Consider the following 26,115-nt stretch of genomic DNA (forward strand, 5'->3'; position numbering starts at 1 on the left):
GGAACTTCTCCGTGGGCGCACCCCACCGATCACCCGCGTCGTGGCGTGTGGACGTGTGAGGCTGTCGCCCGCACCACCGAGGAGCTCCCATGTCCGCACCGCCCACCGACGTCGCCGCCCGGCTCGAGCGCCTGGCCGCGCACGCGCCGGCGCCCGGGATCGACGCGGACGCGGTGTGGTCGCGCGGACGTCGGCGGCACGCCCGGACCTGGCTCGTCATGGCAGCCTGCGCCGTCGTTCTGGCGGGCCTTGGGTCCTGGGCGGTGCCGCCCGTCCTGAGGATCGCGGCGGAGCCGGTCGCCGTGACGGCTCTTGACGCCGGTCTGGTCCTTCCCGATGTCCTCCGCCAGCCGGGCCCGTGGGAGCCCTCCTTCGCGGCGGCCCCGGGGCCGCTGTCGGCGATCGGGTACGGCTACAGCAGCGGCTGGTTCTCGGACGGCACGCCGTTCTGGGGCGTCTCGGCGACGACGGGGGAGTCGCGGTTCCTCGACCTCCCCGGGGCCTCGACCGACATCGAACGGATGCCGGTGCTGTCCGCGGACGGCACCCGGCTGGCGTACTGGCTGACCGGTGAGGTCCCCGACCCCGTGCCCACGCTCGGGGACGGCGGTGTCGACGAGCGGCCGGTCGTCGGTGTCGCGGTCCTCGACCTGCGCACGGGAGTCACGGCGCGGTGGGCCCGCGACACGCCCCGGGGCATGGGGACCGACGGCCTGGCGTGGTCGGGCTCGGTCCTGTGGTGGACCGGGGGTGACTGGGACGCGAGCAGCACTGCGAGTGGCGGGAACTACGAGGTGGTGACCCGGACGTGGGACATCGCGACCGACGAGCGGGCCGAGGTCGGCTCAGGTCCGGGCGCGGCCCTGTCCGGCCTCGACACCGCCCGTCCGTTGCAGGGCGGCTTCGTGGTCACGGAGGGGCGACGGCTGCTCCAGGTCACGGGCACCGAGGTGCGCGTGGCCGGCCGGGTGGCCACACCCCTGCGTGACCAGGCTTGGTCCAGCGCGTCCATGAGCCCGGACGGTGCACTCCTCGCAGGCATCGAGGAGCCGGATCCCTCCTCGGTGACCTCCGACGCCCAACGCCTGCTGGTCGGACGCGTCTCCGCCCCGTCGACCGACGACGGCCGCATCGACGTCCAGCCGATCGGTGACGTGGAGGCGCTCGCCGTGCTCGGGTGGCGGTCGCCCAACGAGGTCGTCGTCCTCACCACCGACGACGTGCGGACGCGCACGGCCGAGGTCGTCGACGTCACCACCGGCGAGGTCCGGCCCCTCGTCGACCTCAGTGACCCGATGAACCTGCCCCACGTCACCGCGGACGCCTGGGCCGGAGAGATCGTTCCCGCCCCCGACGCACCGTTCGCACCGGACCCGAAGAAGCTGGGCGGCTGGCTCCTGCTCGCGACGCTGGCAGCACTGCTGCTGGCCCACGCGGCGAGGGGGCGCCGTGGCCACGCCTGACGGCTTCGCCGAGTTCGTCGCGGCGCGGCAGGCGGCGATGCTGCGCACGGCGTACCTGCTCACCGGGCACGCCCAGGACGCCGAGGACCTCGTGCAGACGACGCTGGTCAAGGTGGTACCGCACTGGCGCCGCATCCGCGACGATCCCGAGCCCTACGTCCGGCGCACGATGGTGCACGAGAACGTCTCGCGCTGGCGGCGCCGGCGCTGGCGCGAGCAGCCGGCGGACGTTCTTCCCGAGCTGCTCGCCGAGGCCCCGGACCACGACGACCTGCTCGTCGTCCGCGCGGCGCTGGCCGAACTGGCGCCCCGCCAGCGGGCCGTGCTCGTGCTGCGCTACTACGAGGGGCTCACCGAGGCGGAGATCGCCGCGACGCTCGGGATCAGGTCGGGGACCGTGAAGTCCCAGGCGCGTGACGCGCTCGCGCGGCTCCGGGCGGCGTTGCCGGTCGACGAGGACGCCGCGGACGTGTCGTCCGGCGTCGGGGGCGCGCCGGTAGCCTGAGCGGGTGGACGAGCCCGCCGCGCACGACGCCCCCGCCGCCGATCCCGTCCCGGACGCACGCGAGGAGCAGCCGCGGCCCAGCCGGCTGCCGCTGGTCCTGTCGACGACGCTCGCCGTCGTGGTGCTCGGCGGCGCGCTGGTCGCCCCGCTGGTGGACCGGGCGATCCGCGGCGACGAGGACGCACGTCGCGCCCTCGACCTGAGCCTGGTGCAGACGTGGGAGATCGAGGACCGCGCCCACACCACCGACGACGTCGCCTACCCGCAGGACCCGCCGGCCGGCGGGCCGCACGCCCCGATCTGGCTCGACTGCGGGGTCTACGACGAGCCGGTGCGCGAGGAGAACGCGGTCCACGACCTCGAGCACGGGACCGTCTGGATCACCCACGACCCGTCCCTGTCCTCGTCCGACCTGCAGCGGCTCGAGGACGCACTGCCCGACAACGGCATCATGTCGCCGCGCGAGGACCTGCCGTCCCCGGTCGTCGTGACGGTCTGGGGCGCGCAGCTCGCCCTGGACGGCGCCGACGACCGGCGCCTCGCGCTCTTCCTCGAGGAGTACGGCGACGGCCACACCGCGCCGGAGTTCGGGGTGTCGTGCGAGGGCGGGACCCCCGACCCGCAGGGCGCCCTGCCCGGCGAGGGCACCAACGCCTGAAGAACTGCGGCCGTACGACGTCCAGCGCGGCGCGCCGGCGACGTACGGCCGCAGTTCTTCCCGGGACCGCGAGGGTCCAGAGGCGACGAGGGTCGGGTGCTCAGCGCGCCAGGAAGTCGATCAGCGCCCGGTTGAACTCCTCGGCGTGGCTGACGTTGAAGCCGTGCGGAGCGCCCTCGACGACGACCAGCTCGGAGCCGGCGACCGCCTCGTGGGTGCGCTGGCCCGACCCCTCGAGCGGCACGATGCCGTCGGAGTCGCCGTGGATGACGAGCGTCGGGACCGTGATCTTCGTGAGGTCGTCACGGAAGTCGGTGGTGCCGAAGGCCTCCATGCAGCCCAGCGCTGCGGTCTGGTCGCTCTGGTGCGCCAGCGCGATGGCCTGCTGGCGCTGCTCCTCGGTGACCTTGAGCTCCCCGCCCGCGGTGAAGAAGTCGCGGGTGAACCCGTCGAAGAACGCGGTGCGGTCGGCCTTGAGGCCGTCCTCCATCTCCTGGGCCGCCTCGGCAGTGAGCGGACCGTCGGGGTTGTCGTCGGTCTTCATCAGGTAGGGCGGGACCGCGCCGGCGAAGACGACCGAGTGGATCCGGTCCTCGCCGTGCTTCGCGACGTAGCGGGCGACCTCGCCGCCACCCATCGAGAAGCCCACCAGGGTGACGTCGGTGAGGTCGAGCTCGGACAGCACGCCGTCGAGGTCGTCGGCGAGGGTGTCGTAGTCGTAGCCCTTCGAGGGCTTGTCGCTGCGGCCGAAGCCGCGGCGGTCGTAGGCGACGACGCGGTGGCCGGCGGCGGCCAGCGGTCCGACCTGCTCGCTCCACGACTCGCCGGAGAGGGGCCAGCCGTGGATCAGCACGACCGGGCGCCCGGAGCCGCCGGAGTCCTCGACGTGGACCTTGGTCGAGCTGAGGAGGCCGGAGCTTGCGGTGACGTCGGGCACGGGTGTTCCTTTCGTCCGGGCCCCGCCGGTGCGGGACCGTTCACGGGTGCTTCGAACGTAGGCTCGGTCGTGGATGGCACCGCCCACCCGCGAGGGTGTGCGCGCCGGGCGCGCGACGCGGTGGCCTAGCGTGGGCCGCATGATCGTGGCCTTCTCCCTCTCGCCCATGTCCGGGGACCCCAGCGGGTCCGTCACCGACGCGGTCGCCGCCGCGGTCCGCGTGGTCCGCGAGTCGGGCCTCCCCTGCGAGACCAACGCGATGTTCACCAACATCGAGGGGGAGTGGGACGAGGTGATGGCCGTGGTGAAGCGGGCCGTGGACGTCGTCGCCGAGGTCTCCCCGCGGGTCGGGCTGGTGCTGAAGGCCGACATCCGTCCGGGCTACGAGGGGCAGCTCACCGCGAAGGTCGAGCGGGTCGAGCAGGCGCTGCGGGACTGAGCCATGCACCTGGCCGGGCCTACTACGGCGGAGCGGACGGCGTCGCTCCCCGGCGACGAGCTGGTCGACGCCGACGTCGTCATGGACCGCGGCCTCGACCTGCCCGCGCCGCCGGAGGCCGTCTGGCCCTGGCTGGTCCAGCTCGGCAAGCGGCGCGCCGGCTGGTACCTCCCGCGGAGCGTCGAGCGGTTCGTCCCGCCCGCGCGGCGCGCGCTGCGGCACGTCGATCCCGCCCTGCTGGTGCACGAGGTCGGCGACGTCATCCCCGACTGGGGCGGCGCCGACGCGACCTTCACCCTCGCGGCGATCGAGCCGCCCCGCGTGCTGCTCTACACCTCGCGGCGCGGGCGCACCGACCTCACCTGGTGCCTGCTGCTGAGGCCCGCCGGCGACGGCACCCGGCTGCACCTGAGGCTCCGCCTGGGGCCGGTGCGGCGCCGACGCACGGCCGAGGTCGTGGGCGGGGCGTTCGACGCGCTCACCGTCGCCGGGCTGGGCGCCGGGCTGCGCGAGCGCCTGCGCGACTAGCGTGGCGGCATGCACTCCGAGACGAGGACCTACCGGACCGGGGGAGAGGAGGCGGTGCTCGACCTCACAGACGACGCCTCCGCCTTCGCCGCCGACCGGGGTGACGGCCTGCTGCACGTGTTCGTCCCGCACGCCACCGCCGGCATCGCGATCATCGAGACCGGCGCCGGCTCCGACGACGACCTCCTCGCCGCCCTGGCCGACCTGCTGCCGGCCGACGACCGCTGGCGGCACCGGCACGGTTCCCGCGGGCACGGACGCTCGCACGTGATGCCCGCGGTCGTGCCGCCGTACGCCACCGTGCCGGTCCTCGGCGGGCGGCTCGCCCTCGGGACCTGGCAGAGCATCTGCCTGGTGGACCTCAACGTCGACAACGACGAGCGCACCGTCCGCTTCTCGTTCCTGGAGGGCTGAGCGGTGCCGCAGGAGCACGACGGACTCGAGGTCCGCGAGGCCGGCGACGTCGACACCCCGGCCGTGGAGGCCGTGGTCGAGGGCGCGTTCGGCGACCAGGGCGCGTCGGTCAACGACGTCATGGCACGGCTGCGCGGGGTCGAGGACATGGGCGTCGAGCTGGTCGCGGTCGAGGACGGCGACGTCGTCGGCTGCGTGGCCCTCTCGCGGGCCTGGGTCGACGCGCGCGAACGCCTCGTCGACGTGCTGGTGCTCAGCCCGCTCGCGGTCGCGCCGGACCGGCAGGGCCGCGGGATCGGCACGGCGCTGCTCGAGGCCGTGCCGGCCGTCGCCGAGCGGCTCGGCGCGCCGCTCGTGTTCCTGGAGGGCGCCCCGGAGTTCTACGGCCGCCGGGGCTGGGAGCCCGCCTCGGCCCACGGCCTGCAGCGGCCGTCCGACCGGATCCCGGAGCCGGCCTGCCAGGTCCTGCTCCTGCCCGGTCACGAGCCCTGGATGACCGGCCGGCTGGTCTACCCCGACGTCTGGTGGCGGCTCGACCTCGTCGGCCTGCGCGACCCGGAGCTCGCGCAGGTCGAGGAGACGCTCACCGCACGCTGACGCATCGAACAGGCGTTCGATATGCTCGGGCGGTGTTCCCCGCCCCGCAGCCGCGCCGGAAGCCCGAGCCCCCGCCGGGCCACAGCGGGGTGGCGCCGCCCGGGTGGCCGCCGCCCGTGCGACCTCCGGACACGCCCGACTGGGAGGCGACCGCCGTCGCGTGGCTGCTCGACCTCTGCCCGCCGGACTACCGCCGCTTCCCCGGGCTCATGCGCCACGCCGTGGTGCTCGCGCGCTTCGCGGTGCTGCACGTCGAGGCCCAGCAGCTCGCGACCCGGCGCGGGCTCAGCGACATCCGCGGCGACCTGCGTGACGTGGCCAGCGAGGCGGTGGTGCGGGCCGCGGTCCAGACGTTCCAGCTCGAGGACGCCCGGCTGGTGCGCGTGCGTCGCGAGGTCGGGCTCGTCGAGGACGCGCTGCGCGGGCGGCGCTACCGCGAGCAGATGTGAGCGCTGGCTAGGGTCGGGCGATGCACCGGTTCGCTGCTGTCGCCGTCGTCGACGCCTTCGGGCGGCTGCTCCTGCAGGAGCGGGGTGACGACGCGCCCCACGACCCCGGGCGCTGGGGGCTCCCGGGCGGCGACCTCGAGCCCGGCGAGGACTTCCGTGCCGCTGCGGTCCGCGAGCTCGAGGAGGAGACCTCGCTGCGCGTTGACCCCGACGCGCTGGCCTCGCTCGGGGTGCACCGCTTCCGCAGCGACTCGTGCGGCGGGACGGACGAGCTCGAGCTGTTCGCCGTCCGCCTCGACGTCGACGACGACGACCTCGTGTGCGGCGAGGGGCGGCAGCTGCGCTTCGCCGATCCCACGGCGTACTCCGCCGACCAGCTCCACCAGGCGCTGCGGCTGACCCTGCCCGACGTCCTCGCCTGGCGTGCCGACCAGGACCGCGGCGACTTCGTCTGCCTGACCCTCGTCGACCCGCGCGGGTGGTTCCTCATGCAGGAGCGCGACGAGCACGCGCCGGTCTGGCCCGACACCTGGTGCTTCCCGGGCGGCGGGCTCGAGGCCGGCGAGACGCCCCGGCAGGGGGCGGTGCGCGAGCTCGCGGAGGAGACCGGGATCGAGGTCGCCCCCGACGACCTGCACGACCTCGGCGAGTTCGGGGTCGAGTCGCCCCACGGGCGCTTCCGGTACCACGCGTTCGCCGCCCCGACCCTGCTGGGCAACGACGACGTCGACTGCCGGGAGGGGCGCCAGATCGTGTTCGTCGACCCCGCGACGGTCGACGACCTGCCGCTGGTGCGGTCCACGGTGCAGGTGCTGGGCGCGCTCCGCGACTGGGCGGTCGACCACACGCCGGTGCCGCCCGAGGACGCACGAGGGTTCGCGGGCGTCATCCTGGTCGACCGGCGGGGCTGGATCCTGCTGCAGGAGCGCGACGAGCACCCGCGCATCGACCCGGACTGCTGGGGGCTGTCGGGCGGTCACCTCGAGCCGGGGGAGTCGCCGGCCGAGGGGGCGCTGCGCGAGCTCGAGGAGGAGACCGGCGTACGCCTCGAGGCCGGCCGGCTCCGCGAGGTCGGCGCCTTCGCCAACGATCACCGCGCCTCCTACGGCACCTGGGACCGGATGTGGGTCTACGCCGCCGCCACCGACCTCACCGACGCCGACATCGACTGCCGCGAGGGGCGCCGGATCGTCTTCGTCGACCCGGCGACGGTCCCCTCGCTGCGGGTGACCAGGGGGGCGGAGGCGATCGTGCCGGCCTTCCTCCGCAGCGACGTCTACGCCAGCATGGCGCCATGACACCAGCCGCCCTCACCGTCCACCCCGTCCCGTCGATGGGCGCCGAGGACGTCGTCGTCTCGGCCGAGGGCGTGGTCTACACCGGCACCGAGGACGGGGCGGTCTGGGCCCTCGACCCCGGCTCCGGCAGCGCCCGCCGGGTCGCCGACACCGGCGGTCGTCCGCTCGGCCTCGAGCTGCTGCCCGGCGGCCACCTGCTCGTCTGCGACGCCCACCGCGGTCTGCTGCGGGTGCACCCGGCCACCGGTGCGGTCGAGGTGCTGCTCGACCGGGTCGACGGACGGCCGATGCGGTTCTGCAACAACGCCGCCGTGGCTGCCGACGGCACGATCTGGTTCAGCGACTCCTCCCTGCACTTCGGCGTCGAGCGGTGGAAGGACGACTTCGTCCAGCACACCCGCACCGGCCGGCTGCTGCGCCGCGACCCCGACGGCTCGGTCACGGTCGTGCTGACCGGCCTGGCGTTCGCCAACGGCGTCGCGCTGGCCGCCGACGAGTCCTACGTCGCGGTCGCCGAGACCCGCGGTCGCACCGTCGTACGCCTCTGGCTCACCGGGTCGAGGGCGGGGGAGCGCGACCACCTCGTGTCCGGGCTGCCGGGCTACCCCGACAACATCAGCCGCGGCAGCGACGGCCTGGTCTGGGTGACCATCGCGAGCCCCGTCGACTCCCTGGTGGAGCGGCTGGGCTCGGCGCCGATGGCGCTGCGACGGGCGGTGACCCGGATCCCGGAGGCGCTGCAGCCGAAGCCGAAGCAGTCGATCCGGGTGCAGGCCTACGCCGACGACGGCCGCCTCGTGCACGACCTGGACCTCCCCGCGCCCGCCGCCGGCCCGGGTTACCACATGGTCACCGGGGTGCGGGAGCACGACGGCAGGGTGTGGCTCGGCAGCCTCCACGAGCCGTCGGTGGCGGTCGTCGACCTGCCATGAAATAGACTCAACCCCCATGGGACTCCTCGACTCGATCGCGTCTCCGCGTGACCTCCGCGGCCTCTCGCCGGAGCAGCTCGACGAGCTGGCCGCCGAGATCCGTGACGTGATGATCCGGACCGTCGCCACCAACTCCGGACACCTCGGTCCCAACCTCGGCGTCGTCGAGCTGACGCTGGCGATCCACCGCGTCTTCGACTCCCCGCACGACCGCGTGGTCTTCGACACCGGCCACCAGTCCTACGTCCACAAGCTCGTCACCGGCCGGCACGCCGACTTCGGCACCCTCCGCAAGGAGGGCGGCATCAGCGGCTACCCGAGCCAGGCCGAGTCGGACCACGACATCGTGGAGAACTCGCACGCCTCGACCTCGCTGTCCTACGCCGACGGCCTCGCCAAGGCGTACGCCGTCAAGGGCGAGGACCGCCACGTCGTGGCCGTCATCGGCGACGGCGCGCTCACCGGCGGCATGGCCTGGGAGGCGCTCAACAACATCGCGATCGCCCGCAACAGCCGGCTGGTGATCGTGGTCAACGACAACGAGCGCTCCTACACCCCGACCATCGGCGGCCTCGCGACCGCGCTCACGTCGCTGCGCACCAACCCGCGCTACGAGCAGGTCCTCGACCTGGTCAAGAAGCGGCTCAACGCCGTCCCCGGCGTCGGCCACGCGGCCTACGACGCGCTCCACGCGGTGAAGAAGGGCATGAAGGACGCGCTCGCGCCGCAGGGCCTGTTCGAGGACCTCGGCCTCAAGTACGTCGGCCCGGTCGACGGCCACGACCGCGCGGCGATGGAGCAGGCGCTCGCCAGCGCCAAGCGCTTCGCGGCCCCGGTGATCGTGCACGCCATCACCCGCAAGGGCCAGGGCTACGACCCCGCGATGCGCCACGAGGCCGACCAGTTCCACGCCCCGGGCCCGTTCGACGTGCAGACCGGCGCGGAGAAGCCCAAGGGCAAGATCTGGACCGACCACTTCTCCGAGGCGATCGTCGGCATCGGCGAGCGCCGCGACGACGTCGTCGCGATCACCGCGGCGATGATGCACCCGGTCGGCCTCGACTCCTTCGCCCAGAAGTTCCCCGAGCGCACCTTCGACGTCGGCATCGCCGAGCAGCACGCCGCCACCTCCGCGGCCGGCCTCGCGATGGGCGGGCTGCACCCGGTCTTCGCCGTCTACGCCACCTTCCTCAACCGGGCCTTCGACCAGGTCCTGATGGACGTCGCGCTGCACCGCTGCGGCGTGACGTTCGTGCTCGACCGCTCCGGCGTCACCGGCGACGACGGGGCCAGCCACAACGGCATGTGGGACATGTCGATCCTCCAGGTCGTGCCCGGGCTGCGGCTCGCCGCGCCCCGCGACGTCACCCGCCTCCACGAGCTCCTCGACGAGGCGGTCGAGGTCGACGACGCCCCGACCGTGGTGCGCTTCCCGAAGGGTCCGCCGCCGGCCGACGTCCCGGCGATCGACCGTGCCGGCGGCGCCGACGTGCTGGTCCGCGAGGGCGAGCAGGACGTGCTGGTCGTCGCGGTCGGCTCGATGTGCACCACCGCCGTCGAGGTGGCCGAGCGGCTCACCGCGCAGGGCATCGGCGTCACCGTCGTCGACCCGCGCTGGGTCAAGCCCGTCGACCCGGCGATCGTCGAGCTCGCCCGCGAGCACCGCCTCGTCGTGAGCGTCGAGGACAACGGACGCGTCGGCGGCTGCGGTGCGACGCTCCTGCAGACGCTCAACGACGGCGGCGTCCGGACGCCGTTCCGGCTCCACGGCATCCCGCAGGAGTTCCTCGACCACGCCAAGCGCGACGCGATCCTGGCCCGGGTCGGCCTCGACGCCCAGACCATCGCGCGCGGCATCGTCGAGGACGTCACCGCGCTCGACCAGGGCGACGCGCTGGTCGAGGTCGACCACACCGCCTGAGCACGTCCGGTGCGCCGCGACGCGCCGTGTCCGCGCTCGCGGGGTGACCCGCCGGTAGCCCCCCGGTGTGGCCTAGGTTGCAGGGATGAGCGTCTTCCGCACCAAGTCCGTCGAGCAGTCCATCGCCGAGACCGAGGAACCCGAGCACCGTCTCAAGAAGAACCTGGGCGCCCTCGACCTGACGATCTTCGGCGTCGGCGTGATCATCGGCGCCGGCATCTTCGTCTACACCGGACTGGTCGCCGCGACGAACGCCGGGCCCGCCATCTCCCTGTCGTTCCTCATCGCCGGACTCGCCTGCGCGCTCGCGGCCCTCTGCTACGCGGAGTTCGCGTCCACGGTCCCGGTGGCCGGGAGCGCGTACACCTTCAGCTACGCCACCTTCGGCGAGCTGATCGCCTGGATCATCGGCTGGGACCTCGTGCTCGAGTTCACGGTGGGCGCCTCCGCGCTCGCAGCGGGCTTCTCGGGCTACCTGCAGAACGTCCTCGAGGGGACGCCGCTGGAGGTGCCCGCCTCGCTGGCCTCCGCCGGGGACGGCATCGTGAACCTGCCGGCCGTGCTGATCTCGCTCCTCGTGGCGGGGGTGCTGATCGGGGGCATCAAGCTGTCGAGCCGGATCAACCAGATCATCGTGGCGATCAAGCTCGCGGTGGTCGCGCTCGTGCTGGTGATGGGCGCCGGCTACATCAAGACGGCCAACTACTCCCCGTTCATCCCGCCCAGCCAGCCGACCGGTGGCGCCGAGGGCGGGTTCTGGAAGTCGCCGCTGATCACCTCGATCTTCGGCCTCGAGCCGGCCGTCTTCGGCATCGGCGGCGTCATCGCCGGTGCCGCGATCGTCTTCTTCGCCTTCATCGGCTTCGACGTCGTCGCCACGACGGCCGAGGAGACGAAGAACCCGCAGCGCGACGTGCCGATCGGCATCCTCGGCTCCCTCGCGATCGTCACGGTGCTCTACATCGCGGTGTGCCTGGTCATCACCGGCATGCAGTCCTACCGTGACATCGATCCCGACGACGCGGCCCCGCTCGCCACCGCCTTCGACAAGGCGGGCGTCGAGTGGATCGGCAACGTGATCTCGGTCGGGGCCACGATCGGGCTCACCGTGGTCGTCCTCATCTTGATGATGGGCCAGACGCGGGTCGCGTTCGCGATGGCCCGCGACGGCCTGCTGCCGACCTCGCTGGCCAAGGTGCACCCGACCTTCGGCACCCCGTACCGGCTCACCGCGATCACCGGCATCGGCGTCGCGCTGCTGTCCGGCTTCGTGGACTTCGCGACCCTGGGCGACCTGGTCAGCATCGGCACCCTCTTCGCCTTCGTCCTCGTCAGCGTCGGCGTGCTGGTGCTGCGCCGCACCCGCCCCGACCTGCCGCGTGCGTTCCGCACACCCGCGGTCGGCCTCGTCGCGACGCTCTCGGTGCTCCTGTGCACCTACCTGATGCTCAACCTGATCGGCGAGACCTGGGTCCGCTTCGGCGTCTGGATGGCGATCGGCCTGGTCGTCTACTTCGCCTACGGCCGCTCGCACAGCCGCCTCGGTCGCGGGGAGCTGGCCGGGTCGGAGTCCGCGAGCTGACGGGTCTGCACCCGCGTACCCCACCGGTCGACGCTCCTGCCCGCCGTGTCGCGGGCAGGAGCGTCGGCTCGTCACAGGTCGAAGTGGATGCCGACCGGCAGCTGGAACGAGCCCGGCAGCGTGACGGCGTCGCCGCACGCGCCGGTCGACACCTCGCACGAGAGCAGGTGGGGCACCTCGTCCTCGCCGCTGTCGAGGCCGGAGAAGCCGAGGACCACGACGGTGTCGTCGTCGAGCCACTGGTAGGGCAGTGCCCACTCGAAGCCCGTGTCCAGGGTGACCTGTGCGCCGGTGTCGGTGTCGAGGAGCACGCCTGCGTCGTCGCTCTCCGAGGCGACGTGGGAGCCGTCGGGTGACAGGTTCGCGAAGCCGTCGGTGGTCAGCGTGAGGACGCGTCCCCCCGGCCCGGTGACCCGCGCCTGCCTGTCCCCGATGGCCCGGACCAGGGTGCCGCCCTCGGCGTCGATGACGACGCCTCCCTGGTCCACGCCGAAGGTCTGGTAGCCGTCGGGGCTGGTGGGCTGCCAGACGTGGGTCTCGTCCGCCCCGGCGGCGTAGACCGTCGCCCCGTCGATCGCGGTGACGCGCAGGTCGCGGCGCGCCAGCCGTGGGCCGGTCACCACCTCCCCGGTGGACACGTCGAGGCGTACGGGCCGGCCCTGCGGGTCGGCCCACGCCACGCGCGTCCCGTCCGCGACCAGCTCGGCGTCGTCGCTCGGGGGCTTCGCGACCTCGCCCACCACGTCGAGCGTGCCACCGCTCCAGACGAGCACCCGGAGGTCGGAGTCGGTGAGGACGACGTCGTCGCCCGCCCAGACCCATGCCCGGACGTCGACACCCAGGTCGACGTCCGGCTGGCCGGGTCGGTGGAGCGTGCTGCCCCCGACCCAGGACAGGGCGACGGGGGAGGCGTCGGTGCCGTCGGCGAGGCGGTCCCGGCCGGAGTCGGGCGACGTGCCCGACCCACCGCCGAGGAGGGCCACGCCGGCGACGACCGAGACCGCCGCTGCGGTGAGGCCGCCGAGGACGGCCGTGCGGCGGTGGCGCACGCGGCGCTCGCCGTCGCGGGTGATGGCCTCGAGGTCGACGAGGGGCGCGCCGGCCTCGTCGGCGCGCTCGTGGAGCAGGTCCTGCAGCATCCCGGTCATCGGGTCGCCTCCAGCAGGTGCAGGGGCAGCAGGTCGCCGTCGGCGCGCTCGCCCAGGTGGTCACGGAGCTTGCGGAGCCCGGCCGAGGCCTGGCTCTTGACCGTCCCGGGCGCGCAGCCGAGGACCTCGGCGGTGCGGGCCTCGGAGAGGTCCTCGTAGTAGCGCAGCACGATCACGGCGCGCTGCCGCGGCGGCAGCGCCTGGAGCGCCGACCACAGCACGTCGCGGGTCGTCAGGTCGTCGGCGTGGTCGGCGCTCGAGCGCCGCTCGGGCACGGTGTCGGTGGGGCGCTCGCCCCAGCTGCGCCTGCGGTACCACGTGATGGCGGTGTTCGTGATCGCCTTGCGGGTGTAGGCCTCGGCGCTGCCGGGGTCGCGCAGCCGCGGCCACGCGACGTACGTCCTGGTCAGCGCCTCCTGCAGCAGGTCCTGGGCCAGGCCGCGATCGCCGACCATCAGGTAGGCCGTGCGGTGCAGCGCCGCGGACCGCGCCGCCACGAACTCGGCGAAGGCCGCCGGGTCGCGTCGGGTCATGGGTGCTCCTCGTGGGTGGGAGTGGGTCACCCCTACCGACGATCTGACCACGCGATCCGGTTCGTCGGGCGGTGGCCCAGCCACATTCTGCGGCCGGCGAATGTGGCTGGGTCACCGCCAGCGGGCGTGTCGGGGCGGGACACGCCGACGGGCGGTGCCCCACCCACACTTCCGGCCTGCGGAATGTGGGTGGGCCACCGCCCGAGGGATGGTGCCGTGGGTCAGCGAACGATCAGTGGAAGCGCTGGCCCGTCGCCTGCTCGGAGATGCCGGCGACGTCGAGCATGAACGTCAGCCCGCCGTTCCAGAAGGAGAACCCGGCGCCGGTGATCATCGCCAGGTCGATGTCCTGCGGGGCCGACACGACGCCCTCGTCGAGCATCAGGCGCGCCTCCTCGGCGAGGCCGGCGAGGGTCCTGGCCCGCACCTCCTCGGCGGTGAGCACCACCGGCTGCTCCGGCTTCTCCAGCAGCGCCTCGACCTCCGGGTCGATGGAGAAGTCGGGGAGGTAGTACGACGACTTCTTCGCCGCCACCACGCGCTCGAGCGCGGGGGAGACGTAGAACCGGTCGGGGTACGCGCCCTTGAGCGTCTCGTTGTTGTGCAGCGCGATCGCCGGACCCACCAGCGACAGCAGGAAGAACGGCGGCATCGGCGCGACGCCGGCGAACGCGCCGTCGGCGACCTGGAGCGGCGTGCCCGCGTCGACGATCCGGCCGACCTCGCTCATGAACCGGCCGAGCAGCCGGTTGACGATGAACGACGGGCTGTCCTTGACCAGGATCGTCGTCTTCTTCAGCGCCTTGCCGGTGGCGAAGGCGGTCGCTAGCGTGGCGTCGTCGGTGGCGTCGCCCTTGACGATCTCCAGCAGCGGCATCACCGCGACCGGGTTGAAGAAGTGGAAGCCGACGACCCGCTCGGGGTGCTCGAGGTCGGACGCCATCTCGGTGATCGACAGCGAGGAGGTGTTGGTGGCCAGCACGCACTCCGCGCTGACGACCTTCTCCACGTCGGCGAACACCGTCTTCTTGACCGACATCTCCTCGAAGACGGCCTCGATCACGAAGTCCGCGTCGCCGAAGGCGACCTGCTTGTCGGTCTCGCCCGAGACGAGCGCCTTGTGGCGGTTGGCCTTGTCCTGGTTGATCCGGCCCTTGGCGAGCAGCTTGTCGATCTCGGCGTGCACGTAGGCCACGCCCTTGTCGGCACGCTCCTGGTCGAGGTCGGTCAGCACGACCGGCACCTCGAGGCGGCGGACGAACAGTAGCGCGAGCTGGCTGGCCATCAGGCCCGCGCCGACGATGCCGACCTTCGTCACCGGACGCGCCAGCGACCGGTCGGGCGCACCGGCAGGGCGCTTGGCACGCTTCTGCACCAGGTCGAAGGAGTAGAGCGACGCGAGCAGCTCGGGGGTCTTCGACATCGCCTCGAGGGCGTCGTCCTCGGCCGCGAAGCCGGCGTCGCGGTCGGTGTCGCGGGCCGCGGCGATCAGCTCGACGGCCTTCGCGGCCGCGGGGGAGGCGCCGCCGGTCTTGCTGGCGACGATGCCCCTCGCGCGCTCGATCGCGGCGTCCCAGGCCTCGCCGCGGTCGACCTCGGGCCGCTCCACGACGGTCTCGCCGCGCACGACCGAGGCCGCCCACAGCAGGGACTGCTCGAGGTAGTCGGCCCCGTTGAACACGGCGTCGGCCAGGCCCATCTCGAAGGCCTTCTGGCCGGTGAGGGTCTTGCCCTGGTTGAGCGGGTTCTCGACGATCAGCGTGACCGCCCTGTCGGCACCGACGAGGTTCGGCACGAGGTAGGCGCCACCCCAGCCGGGGACGAGGCCGAGCATGACCTCGGGCAGGCCGACCGCCGGCGCGGAGTCCATGATCGTGCGGTAGTCGCAGTGCAGTGCGACCTCGAGGCCGCCGCCGAGGGCGAGCCCGTTGACGAAGCCGAACGAGGTCTTGCCGCCGTCGCGGAGCTTGCGGAAGACCGCGTGGCCCAGCTCGGCGACGGTGCGCACGGCGTCGGGACCGCCGCCCTGGATCGAGGTGAGGTCGGCACCCGCGGCGAGGATGAACGGCTTGCCGGTGACCGCGATCGCGTCGACCGAGTCGTCGGCCAGCGCGGCGTCGATCGCGGCGTCGAGCGACAGCAGCGAGGCGGGCCCGAAGGTGTTGGGCTTCGTGTGGTCCTCGCCGTTGTCGAGGGTGATCAGGCCGAAGGTGACACCGGGGAGGGTGACCTTGCGCAGGTGGGCCTGCGTGACGCGCTCGGCGTCGGAGACGATCGCCCGCGCGCGCTCGAGCAGGGCGGTGTTGTCGGGGGTGGTGCTCACTTGGTGTCTCCCTCTTCCGTCGAGCCCTGCCAGTGCGGGTTCTCCCAGATCACGGTGCCGCCCATGCCGATGCCGATGCACATGGTGGTGAGGCCGTAGCGGACCTCCGGGCGCTCCTCGAACTGCCGCGCGAGCTGGTTCATCAGCCGCACGCCGGAGGAGGCCAGCGGGTGGCCCATGGCGATCGCGCCGCCGTACGGGTTGACGCGCGGGTCGTCGTCGGCGATGCCGTAGTGCTCGAGGAAGGCCAGCACCTGCACGGCGAACGCCTCGTTGACCTCGAAGGCGTCGATGTCGTCGATGGTGAGGCCCGCCAGCCGCAGGGCCTTCTCGGTGGCCGGGATCGGGCCGGCGCCCATCACCTCGGGCTCGACGCCGACGAAGGCGTAGGTCACCAGGCGCATCTTGACCGGGAGGCCGAGCTCGCGCGCGGTCTCCTCGTCGGCGAGCAGCGCGGCCGTGGCGCCGTCGTTGATGCCCGCGGCGTTGCCGGCGGTCACCTTGCCGTGCGAGCGGAACGGCGTCTTCAGCCCGGCGAGCGACTCGAGGGTGGTCTCGGGGCGCATCGGCTCGTCGAGGGTGGCCAGGCCCCACCCGGCGTCGGCCGAGCGGGTCGCGACCGGCACCAGGTCGGGCTGGATCTTGCCGGCGTCGTAGGCGGCCTTGGTCTTGCGCTGGCTGCGCACGGCGTACTCGTCGACGCGCTGCTTGGTGATCGTGGGGTAGCGGTCGTGCAGGTTCTCGGCCGTCTTGCCCATCACGAGCGCGTCGGGGTTGACGATCCGCTCGGACAGGATCCGCGGGTTGGGGTCGACGCCCTCGCCCATCGGGTGGCGGCCCATGTGCTCGACGCCGCCGGCGATGGCGACGTCGTAGGCGCCGAACGCGATGCCGGACGCGGTGTTGGTCACCGCGGTCATCGCGCCCGCGCACATGCGGTCGATCGAGTAGCCCGGCACGCTCTGCGGCAGGCCGGAGAGCAGCGCGGCCGTACGGCCGATGGTGAGGCCCTGGTCGCCGATCTGGGTCGTGGCGGCGAGCGCCACCTCGTCGACCCGCTCGGGCGGGAGGGACGGGTTGCGGCGCATCAGCTCGCGGATGCACTTGATGACGAGGTCGTCGGCGCGCGTCTCGGCGTACTGGCCCTTGGCCTTGCCGAACGGGGTGCGCACGCCGTCGACGAAGACGACCTCACGCTGGGGACGGGGCACTGGCTGCTCCTGGTGGGAGTACGGACAGGGTGGGATCACGTTACCCCTGAGTAACAATGCCTGCCCAGACACGCGGGTGTGTGTCGGGTCACCAGGCGCGACTCACTAGGCTGCACCCATGGTCGAACGACTCGTGCACATCGTGGACGACGCGGAGGTGTCGGGCGGCGACCTGACGCTGGTGTGCGTGCTCACCGGCTTCCTCGACGCCGGGAAGTCAGCCGAGCTCGCGGCCTCGCACCTCGCGGCCCTCGGTCGCGGCCAGGGCGACGGCAAGGTGGTGGCCACCTTCGACGTCGACGCCCTGCACGACTACCGCGCCCGTCGCCCGCCGATGTCCTTCGTGCGCGACCACTACGCCGACTACGAGGCGCCGCGCCTGGTCGTCCGCGCGCTGCGCGACACCGGCGGCACCCCGTTCCTCCTGCTGACCGGCCCGGAGCCCGACATCCGCTGGGAGGCCTTCGCCCGTGCGGTGCGTGAGGTCGTCGAGCACTTCGGCGTCACGCGCACGGTGAGCCTCGGTGCGGTGCCGATGGCGGTGCCGCACACCCGTCCGATCGCGATCACCCCGCACGCCAACCGTCCCGACCTGGTGCCCGGCGAGAGCCCGTGGCAGGGCGAGCTGCGGATCCCGGCGAGCGCGCAGGCGCTGCTGGAGCTGCGGCTGGGCGAGTGGGGGCTCGACGCGCTCGGCTACGTCGCCCACATCCCGCACTACCTCGCGCAGATGGAGTACCCGCAGGCCGCGCTGGTCCTGCTCGAGCACCTCGAGATCGGCGGCCGGCTCACCATCGACCTCGGCGACGTCCGCGAGGCCGCCGAGATCACCGAGACCGAGGTCGACCGCTACCTCGCCTCCCACGACGAGGTCGGCGAGGTGGTCCGCGGGCTGGAGCAGCAGTACGACTCCTTCCGCGAGGCCGAGGCGTCCGGCTCCTCGCTGCTCGCCGGCGACGGCCCGCTGCCCACCGGCGAGGAGATCGGCAGCGCCTTCGAGGCGTTCTTGGCCGAGCTCGACGAGCCCGGCAAGGGCGAGGGCGACGACGACACCGCCGGCTGGGAGGACCGCTGATGGCCGGCAGCGCGGCCGAGCTCGCCGGCCTGCTCGAGCTCGAGCAGCTCGAGGTCGACCTGTTCCGGGGCGGCCAGGCCCGCACCGAGCGCCAGCGCGTGTTCGGCGGGCAGGTGGCCGCGCAGGCCGTGGTCGCCGCCACCCGCAGCGTCGAGGGCGACTTCGTCCAGCACTCGCTGCACTCCTACTTCCTGCGCCCCGGCGACCCCGCCGTGCCGATCGTCTACGACGTGGAGCGGATCCGCGACGGGCGCTCCTTCGCGACCCGCCGGGTCTCGGCCCGCCAGCACGGCCGGCCGATCTACTACATGACGGCCAACTTCCAGATCCCTGAGCCGGGCCTCGAGCACCAGGACCGGATGCCCGACGTCGTGCCGCCCGAGCAGGGCCTGCCGCTGGTCGAGATCGCCCGCGAGCGCGGCCCGGAGGCGGCCGAGCACTGGGAGCGCGAGTGGTCGGCGCTCGACGTCCGGCACGTCGGGATCACCGGCCGCGGCCTCCCCGACGACCCCGACCACCCGGCGCGGGCCCGGCTCTGGATCCGGGTCGACGGCCGGCTCTCCGACGACCCCACGGTGCAGGCCGCCGCCTTCACCTACGCCAGCGACCTCACCCTGCTCGGCGCCGCACTCGTCCCGCACGGGATCCACATCGCCTCACCGCGGCTGCAGCCGGCGTCGCTGGACCACACGATCTGGTTCCACCGGCCGTTCCGGGCCGACGAGTGGTGGCTCTACGACCAGTTCTCGCCCTTCGCCGGCGGGGCGCGCGGGCTGGCCCTCGCGCGCGTCTTCTCGCAGTCGGGCGAGCTCGTCGCCACCGTCGCCCAGGAGGGCCTGATCCGGGTGCGCGAGCCGCGCGACTGACCTGCGGAGCCTGGGCAGGGTCGGGGCCGGCCAGGGCCGGCTCAGGCCGGGGACGTACGGCCGACGAGGTGCGGGGAGTCGTCGCGCGGGTCGGTCAGCGCGAAGACCCACCCGTCGTCGTCACGGCGCGCGGCGTAGGCCACCGTGCCGGGCAGGAAGACCGGCTTGCGGAACACGGCCTCGACGGTGACCGCTGCCGGCAGCCGGTTCTCGACGGCCGCGACCGAGCGCGCGAGGGTCCACATGCCATGGGCGATCTGGCGGCGGAAGCCGAGGGCGCGGGCGGTCAGCGGGTAGAGGTGGATCGGGTTCGCGTCGCCCGACACCGCGGCGTAGGTGCGACCGAGGTCCGCCGGCAGCCGCCACTGCGTGCCGCCGGTGGGCTGGTGGGGGATCACCAGCCCGGCGGAAGGGACGCCGTCGACGCGCGCCCCGCGGCGCAGGTAGGTCGAACGGGACTCCCACACGGTGTCGCCCGCGGACCGGACGGTCGTGTCGAAGTCGAGCAGGGCGCCGCGGGCGTGGGGCCGCGCCGCGCCGACGGAGACGCGGGCGTCGAGCCGCTCACCCACCGCGATGTCGCGGTGGGCGGTGATCACGTTCTCGACGTGGACCATGCCGAGCGCGGCATAGGGGAACGCCGGGTCGGACATGACGGCCATGTGCAGCGGGAACGCCAGCAGGTGCGGGTAGGTCACCGGCACGGTGTCGCGGCGCGGGAAGCCGCAGACGGAGGCGTACGCCTCCACGTGGGCGCGCTCGACGACCGTGCCCGGGCGGTCCCACGTCAGTCCGCCGAACCCCTGGGCGGGAGCCTTGCGGACACCGGGGAGCAGGTTGACGCCGGGAACGGCGGGGAGCGCGGCCCGGACGAGGGTCACGACGCCGCCGGGGTCTCCGGTGAAGGTGCGCGCGGTGCCCATCAGGCGCCCAGCATCATCTGTCCGCAGACCCGCACGACGTTGCCGTTGACGGCGCCCGACCCGGGGCTGGCGAACCACGCGATGGTCTCCGCGACGTCGACGGGCAGGCCGCCCTGGGCCATCGCGTTGAGCCGCTGGCCGACCTCGCGGGTCGCGAACGGCACCGCGGCGGTCATCTGCGTGACGATGAACCCCGGCGCGACGGCGTTGACCGTCGTGCCGTCGGGGAGCTCGTCGCGCAGGCTCTCGACGAGGCCGATGACGCCCGCCTTGGAGGTCGCGTAGTTGGTCTGGCCGACGTTGCCGGCGATGCCGGCGATCGAGGCGACGCCGATGATCCGGCCGCCCTCGTTGACCACGCCGGACGACAGCAGCTCGCGGGTGATCAGCTCGGGCGCGGTGAGGTTGACCGCGATGACGCTCTCCCAGCGGGCGTCGTCCATGTTGGCCAGCCGCCGGTCGCGCGTGATGCCGGCGTTGTGGACGACCACGTCGACCCCGCCGTGGTGCTCGCGCAGGTGGTGGGCGATCCGCTGGGGCGCGTCGGGGGCGGTGATGTCGAGGACGAGGTGGTCGCCGTCGAGCTCGGCCATCAGCGTCTGCAGCTCGCTGGCCGCCTGCGGCACGTCGACGCCGACGACGATGGCCCCGTCGCGGTGGAGGACCCGGGCGATCTCCTCGCCGATGCCGCGGCTGGCGCCGGTGACCAGCGCGACCCGGCCGTCGAGCGGGCGGGACCAGTCCGCCACCTCGCCGGCGGCGGTCGAGCCGTGCGCGCCGAGGCGTACGACCTGGCCGGACACGTAGGCCGACTTGGGGGAGAGGAGGAACGCGAGCGTGGAGGCGAGCGCGCCGTCGGCGGCGGGGGCGACCTGGACGAGCTGGACGGTGCCGCCGCGCCCGAGCTCCTTGCCGAGCGAGCGGGTGAATCCCTCCAGCGCCCGCTGCGCGACCCGCTCCGAGCCCGTGCGCTGCTCCGGCGGGGTGCCGAGCACGACGACGCGGGGGCAGGTCTCGAGCCGTCGCAGCAGCGGGGTGAAGAACTCCTGGAGCGCCACCAGCCCGGCGGTGTCCGTGATCCCCGTGGCGTCGAGGACGAGCGCCTTGGCGCGTGCGCCGTCCTCGAGCGAGGCCGCGGAGGCGATCCCGAGGCCGTCGAGGGTGGCCGGGAGCGACGCGCGGAGGCGTCCCTCGCCGCCGACCACGACGAGCCCGTCGACGAGCGGTGCGCCGTCGCGCCAGCGCTCCAGCGGGGTGGGGTTCGGCAGGCCCAGGTTCCGGACCAGCAGCCGGCCGATCGGGGAGGACGCGAAGCCCTGGTAGCGGTCGGTCATGGGACGGTGTTCTCCTGTGCCTGGGGGACGGACGAGTCGTGTGTAACTCAGTGTTCGACTGGGTGTCCACATTTCGTGACGTGCCCCTCACGTCGTTGGCGGGCGCGTCACCACCGGCAAGGATAGGAACATGCAGCCCACCACCCGTCCCGTCGCCGTCGTCGGCGGCAACCGGATCCCGTTCGCCCGCTCCAACACCGTCTACGCCGGCGTCTCCAACCAGGAGATGCTGACCGCCGCGCTCGACGGCCTGGTGGACCGGTTCGACCTGCGGGGTGAGCGGCTGGGCGAGGTCGTGGCGGGCGCGGTGCTCAAGCACTCGCGCGACTTCAACCTCACCCGCGAGTCCGTGCTCGGGTCCCGGCTCGCACCCGAGACGCCCGCCACCGACATCCAGCAGGCGTGCGGCACCGGCCTGCAGGCGGCGATCCAGGTCGCGAACAAGATCGCGCTGGGCGTCATCGACGCCGGCGTGGCCGGTGGCACCGACACCACCTCGGACGCCCCGGTCGCGATCAGCGACCGGCTGCGCCGCAAGCTGATGAAGGTCAACGCCGCCAAGGACCCCGTCGGCCGGCTCAAGGCGCTCGGTTCGATCCGGCCCGGTGACATCGGGCTCGACATCCCGCAGAACGGCGAGCCGCGCACGCGCCTGTCGATGGGGGAGCACGCCGCGCTGACCGCGCTGGAGTGGCGGATCGCCCGCGAGGACCAGGACGCGCTGGCGGCCCGGTCGCACCGCAACCTCGCACGCTCCTACGACGAGGGTTTCCACGACGACCTGGTCACCGCCTTCCGCGGGGTCGAGCGGGACAACAACCTGCGCCCGGACTCGACCGTCGAGAAGCTCGCCACCCTCCAGCCGGTCTTCGGCAAGGGCTCCGCGGCGACGATGACCGCCGGCAACAGCACGCCGCTGTCCGACGGCGCCTCGGCGGTGCTGCTGTCCACCGACGCGTGGGCCGAGGAGCGGGGCCTGCCGGTCCTGGCCCACCTCGTCGACGCCGAGACCGCCGCCGTCGACCACGTCAACGGCCACGAGGGCCTGCTGATGGCGCCGGCGTACGCCGTCCCGCGGATGCTGGCGCGCAACGGGCTGACGCTCCAGGACTTCGACTTCTACGAGATCCACGAGGCCTTCGCGTCGCAGGTCCTGGCCACCCTCGCGGCCTGGGAGGACCCGGTGTTCTGCCGCGAGCGGCTCGGTCTCGACGCGCCGCTGGGCGCGATCGACCGCGACCGGCTCAACGTGAACGGGTCCTCGCTGGCGGCCGCCCACCCGTTCGCCGCGACGGGCGGGCGGATCCTCCCCGTGGCCGCGAAGCTGCTCGCGCAGCGAGGGTCGGGCCGCGCGCTGGTCTCGATCTGCGCCGCCGGCGGGCAGGGCGTCGTGGCGATCCTCGAGCGCTGACCCGGCGCCGGCCGGCCGCTGCCCGTCAGGACAGGACGAGCCGGAACCAGGTGCCCGCGTCGTCGGGGTCGGACGCCTCGGGCACCTGCTCGGTCACCGTCCACCCGCGGAACGCCTGCTCGAGGTCGCTCCGGTCCGCCCCGCGGGAGGTGCGCGGCCAGCGCTGGGGCGCGGCGGCGTGGACCAGCACGGTCGCGTCCGGCTGGGCCAGCTCGGTGATGCCGTCGGCCATCTGCGTGCGACCCGCGGCGTCGAGGCCCTGGAAGCAGCCGACGTCGAGGAACAGGTCGAAGGACGTGCCGACCCCGGAGTGCACGAGGTGCCGGACGTCGCCGATGACGAACCGCGCGTCGTCGAGGCCGTTGCGGCGCACGGCGGTGTCGACGGCCTGCCGGACGTCGTCGACGCCGATGGCGTCCCACTTCCGGTCGAGCAGCAGCTTGGTGTGGGCCCCGCGACCGCACCCGAGGTCGATGGCCCGTCGGATCCGGTCGGGGCGGAGGGCCTCCTCGCGGTCGAGGAGGCGTTCGAGGACCGGCAGGCCGGTGCGGCTCGCCTTCTCCCAGGGGATGATCCCGGTGCGGTACGCCGTGGCATAGCCGATTCCCATGTCGTGCTCCTGACCTGTGCGGGTCGGAGGGTCCCGGCCACTGCCCACGCTACTCCCGTCGCCCCCACCGCGGCGGCTGCTAGGGTCGGCCCCGATCGACATCCTTTAACGAGCCGTCCCGTGAGGCGGAGAAGGAGGTCCGGCGCGCAGATGCCTGCACCCGAAGCCGTACCCGGACGAGAGTCCCCCCGGACGGACCGCACCGTCCTCGACGCCCGTGACATCTCCCGGGCCCTCACCCGCATCTCGCACGAGCTGCTCGAGCGCAACAAGGGCGCGAACGACCTCGTGCTGCTCGGCCTGCACACCCGCGGGGTGCCGCTCGCCCGGCGGATCGCCGCCAAGATCGCCGCCGTCGAGGGCGCCCCCGTCGCCGTCGGCGAGCTCGACGTGACGATGTACCGCGACGACCTGCGCTCCCAGCCCACCCGCCGCGCGCACAAGACCGCGCTCCCGGCCGGCGGGATCGACCGCAAGGTCGTGGTGCTGGTCGACGACGTGCTGTTCTCGGGGCGGACGATCCGTGCCGCGCTGGACGCGCTCGCCGACCTCGGGCGGCCGTCCGCCGTCCGTCTCGCCGTGCTGGTCGACCGTGGCCACCGCGAGCTGCCGATCCGCGCCGACCACGTCGGCAAGAACCTCCCCAGCGCCCTGGCCGAGCGGGTCAGCGTGCGGCTGAGCGAGGTCGACGGGACGGACGAGGTGACGATCTCGTGAAGCACCTGCTCTCCGTCGACGACCTGTCGACCGACGAGGTCGAGGCCCTCTTCGCGACCGCCGCCGACATGCACGACGTGCAGTCGCGCGAGGTGAAGAAGCTGCCCGCCCTGCGCGGCCGGACGGTCGTCAACATGTTCTTCGAGGACTCCACCCGCACCCGGTCGTCGTTCGAGATCGCCGGCAAGTGGCTCTCCGCCGACGTGATCAACATCAGCGCCAAGGGCTCGAGCGCGTCGAAGGGCGAGAGCCTGCGCGACACCGTGCTCACCGTGTGCGCGATGGGCGTCGACGGCCTCGTCATCCGCCACCCCGCCAGCGGGGCCGCGCTCCAGGTGAGCCAGTGGGTCGACGCGGGCGTGGTCAACGCCGGCGACGGCACCCACGAGCACCCGACCCAGGCACTGCTCGACGCCTACACCCTGCAGCGCCGCCTCGGCTCGCTGCGCGACCGGCACGTGGTCGTCGTCGGCGACCTCACCCACAGCCGGGTGTTCCGCTCCAACGTCCAGTGCCTCACCAAGCTCGGCGCGCGGGTGACGGTCGTCGCCCCGCCGACGCTGATGCCGAGCGGCGTCGGGACGTGGTCGGCCGCGGCGGGCTTCGAGACGTCGTACGACCTCGACGCGGTGCTGCCCGAGGCCGACGCCGTGATGATGCTGCGGGTCCAGCGCGAGCGGATGTCGGGCGGCTTCTTCCCGAGCGCCCGCGAGTACACGGTCGGCTACGGCCTGACCCGCGACCGGCTCTCGCGGCTGCGGCCCGACGTGCCGATCTGCCACCCCGGCCCGATGAACCGCGGCCTCGAGATCGCCGCCGACGCCGCCGACGCGGCCCAGTCGGTCGTGCTGCAGCAGGTCTCCAGCGGGCTCGCGATCCGGATGGCCGTGCTGTACCACCTGCTGGCAGGAGAAGGAGCCTGATGTCCCTCGTGATCACCGGAGCCTCGCTGCTCGGGGAGAAGACCGCCGACCTCTACGTCGACGACACCGGCCTCCTGGTCGACTCCGCGCCGGCCGGCGCCGAGACGATCGACGCCGACGGCCTGGTCGCGCTGCCCGGGCTGGTCGACCTCCACACGCATCTGCGCGAGCCCGGCCGGGAGGACGCCGAGACGGTGCTGTCCGGCTCCCGCGCCGCCGCGCTCGGGGGCTACACCGCGGTCCTGGCGATGGCCAACACGACTCCCGTGACCGACACGGCCGAGGCCGCCACCCGCGTCTGGGAGCTGGGGCGCGAGGCCGGGCTGGTGCACGTGCAACCCGTCGGCGCGGTCACCCGCGGCCTGGCCGGCGAGGAGCTCGCCGAGCTCGGGCTGATGCACCGCTCGCGTGCCGGGGTGACGGTCTTCTCCGACGACGGCAAGTGCGTCCACGACGCGCGGGTGATGCGCCGCGCGCTGGAGTACGTCAAGGCGTTCGGCGGCGTCGTCTCCCAGCACTCCCAGGACCCGACCCTCGCCGGTCCGACCGCGTGCTGCCACGAGGGCGAGCTCTCCGGTCGCCTCGGGCTGCCGGGGTGGCCGGGCATCGCCGAGGAGGTCGTCGTCGCCCGCGACGTCATGCTCGCGCGGCACACGGGGTCGCGGGTGCACGTCGCCCACGTCTCGACCGCGGGGTCGGTCGAGGTGCTCCGCTGGGCGAAGGCCCAGGCCGAGCGGGACGGCACCTGGTCGGTGACCGCCGAGGTCACGCCGCACCACCTGCTGCTCACCACGGACCTGCTCGCCGGCTACGACCCGACGTTCAAGGTCAACCCGCCGCTGCGCCCGCAGGAGGACGTCGAGGCGCTGCGCGCGGCACTCGCCGACGGCACCATCGACGCCGTGGCCACCGACCACGCCCCGCACGCGCGCCACGACAAGGAGCACGCGTTCGTCGACGCGGCGTTCGGGATGCTCGGACTGGAGACCGCCCTCGGCGTGGTGCGCACCGCGCTCCCCGGGCTGTCGTGGGCCGACGTCGCCCGGGTCATGTCGGTGGCGCCGGCGCGGATCGCGCGCCTCGCCGACCAGGGCCGTCCGCTCGAGCCGGGCTCGCCCGCCCACGTCGTGCTCGTCGACCCGGACGCCGCGGTGACGGTCGACCGGGACGCCTCGGCGTCGCTGTCGCGCAACAACCCGTGGCACGGCCGCACGCTGACCTCGCACGTCGTCCACACCGTCTTCGGTGGCCGGGTGACGGTCCGCGACGGCGCGCTCGCCTGAGCGCGCTGGGGGTTGAGTCGCTGGGAGACTCAACG

Annotated in this window: 26 protein-coding genes; 18 read left to right on the forward strand and 8 right to left on the reverse strand. The window is 73.5% G+C overall.

Annotated elements, in window-relative coordinates; all coding sequences use genetic code 11:
* Window positions 1-89 precede the first annotated feature (89 nt).
* Genes LN652_RS01525 through LN652_RS01535 form a run of 3 tightly spaced genes read left to right on the forward strand, consistent with a single transcriptional unit; the run spans window position 90 to window position 2,626 of the window.
* On the forward strand, window positions 90-1,463 hold the full coding sequence (locus tag LN652_RS01525; RefSeq protein WP_230442955.1) for a hypothetical protein: 1,374 nt from the start codon (window positions 90-92) through the stop codon (window positions 1,461-1,463).
* Window positions 1,450-1,968: a SigE family RNA polymerase sigma factor gene (locus LN652_RS01530; protein ID WP_230442956.1), complete on the forward strand. Its 519-nt coding sequence runs from the start codon at window positions 1,450-1,452 to the stop codon at window positions 1,966-1,968. Before LN652_RS01525 ends, LN652_RS01530 begins: the two co-directional genes overlap by 14 nt.
* A gap of 4 nt (window positions 1,969-1,972) precedes the next feature.
* Window positions 1,973-2,626: a DUF3105 domain-containing protein gene (locus LN652_RS01535; protein WP_230442957.1), complete on the forward strand. Its 654-nt coding sequence runs from the start codon at window positions 1,973-1,975 to the stop codon at window positions 2,624-2,626.
* A 100-nt stretch (window positions 2,627-2,726) separates the two neighbouring features.
* Here the strand turns inward: LN652_RS01535 and LN652_RS01540 are convergent, their stop codons facing one another.
* Entirely contained in the window at window positions 2,727-3,563 is an 837-nt protein-coding gene (locus LN652_RS01540; protein ID WP_230442958.1) for an alpha/beta fold hydrolase, read from the reverse strand.
* Between the two features lie 139 nt (window positions 3,564-3,702).
* Between LN652_RS01540 and LN652_RS01545 the strand changes: the two genes are divergently transcribed.
* The 9 genes from LN652_RS01545 to LN652_RS01585 all read left to right on the forward strand — a co-directional run bounded on the left by LN652_RS01545 (window position 3,703) and on the right by LN652_RS01585 (window position 11,723).
* Window positions 3,703-4,002 carry a thiamine-binding protein gene (locus tag LN652_RS01545; RefSeq protein ID WP_230442959.1) on the forward strand — a complete coding sequence of 100 codons (300 nt, stop codon included), beginning with the start codon at window positions 3,703-3,705 and terminating at the stop codon, window positions 4,000-4,002.
* Window positions 4,003-4,005: 3 nt separating this feature from the next.
* Window positions 4,006-4,530, forward strand: a complete 525-nt coding sequence (locus tag LN652_RS01550; protein ID WP_230442960.1) for an SRPBCC family protein — start codon at window positions 4,006-4,008, stop codon at window positions 4,528-4,530.
* Between the two features lie 9 nt (window positions 4,531-4,539).
* A complete protein-coding gene (locus LN652_RS01555; protein WP_230442961.1) occupies window positions 4,540-4,944 on the forward strand; it encodes a YjbQ family protein in 405 nt (134 codons plus the stop codon).
* 3 nt (window positions 4,945-4,947) lie between these two features.
* The gene (locus LN652_RS01560) at window positions 4,948-5,541 is read left to right on the forward strand and encodes a GNAT family N-acetyltransferase (RefSeq protein WP_230442962.1); all 594 of its coding nucleotides are present in this window, start codon (window positions 4,948-4,950) and stop codon (window positions 5,539-5,541) included.
* A 32-nt stretch (window positions 5,542-5,573) separates the two neighbouring features.
* Window positions 5,574-5,990, forward strand: a complete 417-nt coding sequence (locus LN652_RS01565) for a hypothetical protein (protein ID WP_230442963.1) — start codon at window positions 5,574-5,576, stop codon at window positions 5,988-5,990.
* 20 nt (window positions 5,991-6,010) lie between these two features.
* Window positions 6,011-7,288: an NUDIX domain-containing protein gene (locus LN652_RS01570; RefSeq protein ID WP_230442964.1), complete on the forward strand. Its 1,278-nt coding sequence runs from the start codon at window positions 6,011-6,013 to the stop codon at window positions 7,286-7,288.
* The gene (locus tag LN652_RS01575; RefSeq protein ID WP_230442965.1) at window positions 7,285-8,220 is read left to right on the forward strand and encodes an SMP-30/gluconolactonase/LRE family protein; all 936 of its coding nucleotides are present in this window, start codon (window positions 7,285-7,287) and stop codon (window positions 8,218-8,220) included. The genes LN652_RS01570 and LN652_RS01575 overlap by 4 nt, the downstream gene beginning before the upstream one ends.
* Before the next feature lie 16 nt (window positions 8,221-8,236).
* Entirely contained in the window at window positions 8,237-10,141 is a 1,905-nt protein-coding gene (gene dxs / locus LN652_RS01580; protein WP_230442966.1) for a 1-deoxy-D-xylulose-5-phosphate synthase, read from the forward strand.
* Window positions 10,142-10,226: 85 nt separating this feature from the next.
* Entirely contained in the window at window positions 10,227-11,723 is a 1,497-nt protein-coding gene (locus LN652_RS01585) for an amino acid permease (RefSeq protein WP_230442967.1), read from the forward strand.
* Between the two features lie 71 nt (window positions 11,724-11,794).
* On the opposite strand, the gene LN652_RS01590 is transcribed toward LN652_RS01585, so the two are convergent.
* The 4 genes from LN652_RS01590 to LN652_RS01605 form a co-directional block, all read right to left on the reverse strand.
* A complete protein-coding gene (locus LN652_RS01590) occupies window positions 11,795-12,871 on the reverse strand; it encodes a WD40 repeat domain-containing protein (RefSeq protein WP_230442968.1) in 1,077 nt (358 codons plus the stop codon).
* On the reverse strand, window positions 12,868-13,404 hold the full coding sequence (locus LN652_RS01595; RefSeq protein ID WP_230442969.1) for a SigE family RNA polymerase sigma factor: 537 nt from the start codon (window positions 13,402-13,404) through the stop codon (window positions 12,868-12,870). Before LN652_RS01595 ends, LN652_RS01590 begins: the two co-directional genes overlap by 4 nt.
* A 232-nt stretch (window positions 13,405-13,636) precedes the next feature.
* A complete protein-coding gene (locus LN652_RS01600; RefSeq protein WP_230442970.1) occupies window positions 13,637-15,727 on the reverse strand; it encodes a 3-hydroxyacyl-CoA dehydrogenase NAD-binding domain-containing protein in 2,091 nt (696 codons plus the stop codon).
* Window positions 15,724-16,938 (reverse strand): thiolase family protein, encoded by a 1,215-nt coding sequence (locus tag LN652_RS01605; protein ID WP_230442971.1) that lies wholly within the window; start codon window positions 16,936-16,938, stop codon window positions 15,724-15,726. Before LN652_RS01605 ends, LN652_RS01600 begins: the two co-directional genes overlap by 4 nt.
* Window positions 16,939-17,056: 118 nt before the next feature.
* Between LN652_RS01605 and LN652_RS01610 the strand changes: the two genes are divergently transcribed.
* Together LN652_RS01610 and LN652_RS01615 are read left to right on the forward strand one after the other, a co-directional pair.
* Window positions 17,057-18,013 carry a PAC2 family protein gene (locus LN652_RS01610; protein ID WP_230442972.1) on the forward strand — a complete coding sequence of 319 codons (957 nt, stop codon included), beginning with the start codon at window positions 17,057-17,059 and terminating at the stop codon, window positions 18,011-18,013.
* Complete coding sequence (locus LN652_RS01615) at window positions 18,013-18,879, forward strand: acyl-CoA thioesterase (RefSeq protein ID WP_230442973.1); 867 nt, start codon at window positions 18,013-18,015, stop codon at window positions 18,877-18,879. Before LN652_RS01610 ends, LN652_RS01615 begins: the two co-directional genes overlap by 1 nt.
* Before the next feature lie 41 nt (window positions 18,880-18,920).
* Here LN652_RS01615 and LN652_RS01620 read toward each other — a convergent pair whose 3' ends face one another.
* Both LN652_RS01620 and LN652_RS01625 read right to left on the reverse strand, forming a co-directional pair.
* On the reverse strand, window positions 18,921-19,802 hold the full coding sequence (locus tag LN652_RS01620; RefSeq protein ID WP_230442974.1) for a MaoC/PaaZ C-terminal domain-containing protein: 882 nt from the start codon (window positions 19,800-19,802) through the stop codon (window positions 18,921-18,923).
* Complete coding sequence (locus LN652_RS01625; protein ID WP_230442975.1) at window positions 19,802-21,136, reverse strand: 3-oxoacyl-ACP reductase; 1,335 nt, start codon at window positions 21,134-21,136, stop codon at window positions 19,802-19,804. The genes LN652_RS01620 and LN652_RS01625 overlap by 1 nt, the downstream gene beginning before the upstream one ends.
* Window positions 21,137-21,266: 130 nt before the next feature.
* Between LN652_RS01625 and LN652_RS01630 the strand changes: the two genes are divergently transcribed.
* On the forward strand, window positions 21,267-22,547 hold the full coding sequence (locus tag LN652_RS01630) for an acetyl-CoA C-acetyltransferase (RefSeq protein ID WP_230442976.1): 1,281 nt from the start codon (window positions 21,267-21,269) through the stop codon (window positions 22,545-22,547).
* A 25-nt stretch (window positions 22,548-22,572) separates the two neighbouring features.
* Here the strand turns inward: LN652_RS01630 and LN652_RS01635 are convergent, their stop codons facing one another.
* Window positions 22,573-23,157: a methyltransferase domain-containing protein gene (locus LN652_RS01635; protein ID WP_230442977.1), complete on the reverse strand. Its 585-nt coding sequence runs from the start codon at window positions 23,155-23,157 to the stop codon at window positions 22,573-22,575.
* 150 nt (window positions 23,158-23,307) lie between these two features.
* Between LN652_RS01635 and pyrR the strand changes: the two genes are divergently transcribed.
* The 3 genes from pyrR to LN652_RS01650 are packed head-to-tail and all read left to right on the forward strand — an operon-like array spanning window position 23,308 to window position 26,080.
* Complete coding sequence (gene pyrR / locus LN652_RS01640; RefSeq protein WP_230442978.1) at window positions 23,308-23,874, forward strand: bifunctional pyr operon transcriptional regulator/uracil phosphoribosyltransferase PyrR; 567 nt, start codon at window positions 23,308-23,310, stop codon at window positions 23,872-23,874.
* Window positions 23,871-24,797: an aspartate carbamoyltransferase catalytic subunit gene (locus LN652_RS01645; protein WP_230442979.1), complete on the forward strand. Its 927-nt coding sequence runs from the start codon at window positions 23,871-23,873 to the stop codon at window positions 24,795-24,797. Before pyrR ends, LN652_RS01645 begins: the two co-directional genes overlap by 4 nt.
* Window positions 24,797-26,080: a dihydroorotase gene (locus LN652_RS01650; protein WP_230442980.1), complete on the forward strand. Its 1,284-nt coding sequence runs from the start codon at window positions 24,797-24,799 to the stop codon at window positions 26,078-26,080. Before LN652_RS01645 ends, LN652_RS01650 begins: the two co-directional genes overlap by 1 nt.
* Window positions 26,081-26,115: the final 35 nt, after the last annotated feature.

Source organism: Nocardioides okcheonensis (genome assembly GCF_020991065.1).
GTDB classification, from domain to species: Bacteria; Actinomycetota; Actinomycetes; order Propionibacteriales; family Nocardioidaceae; genus Nocardioides; species Nocardioides okcheonensis.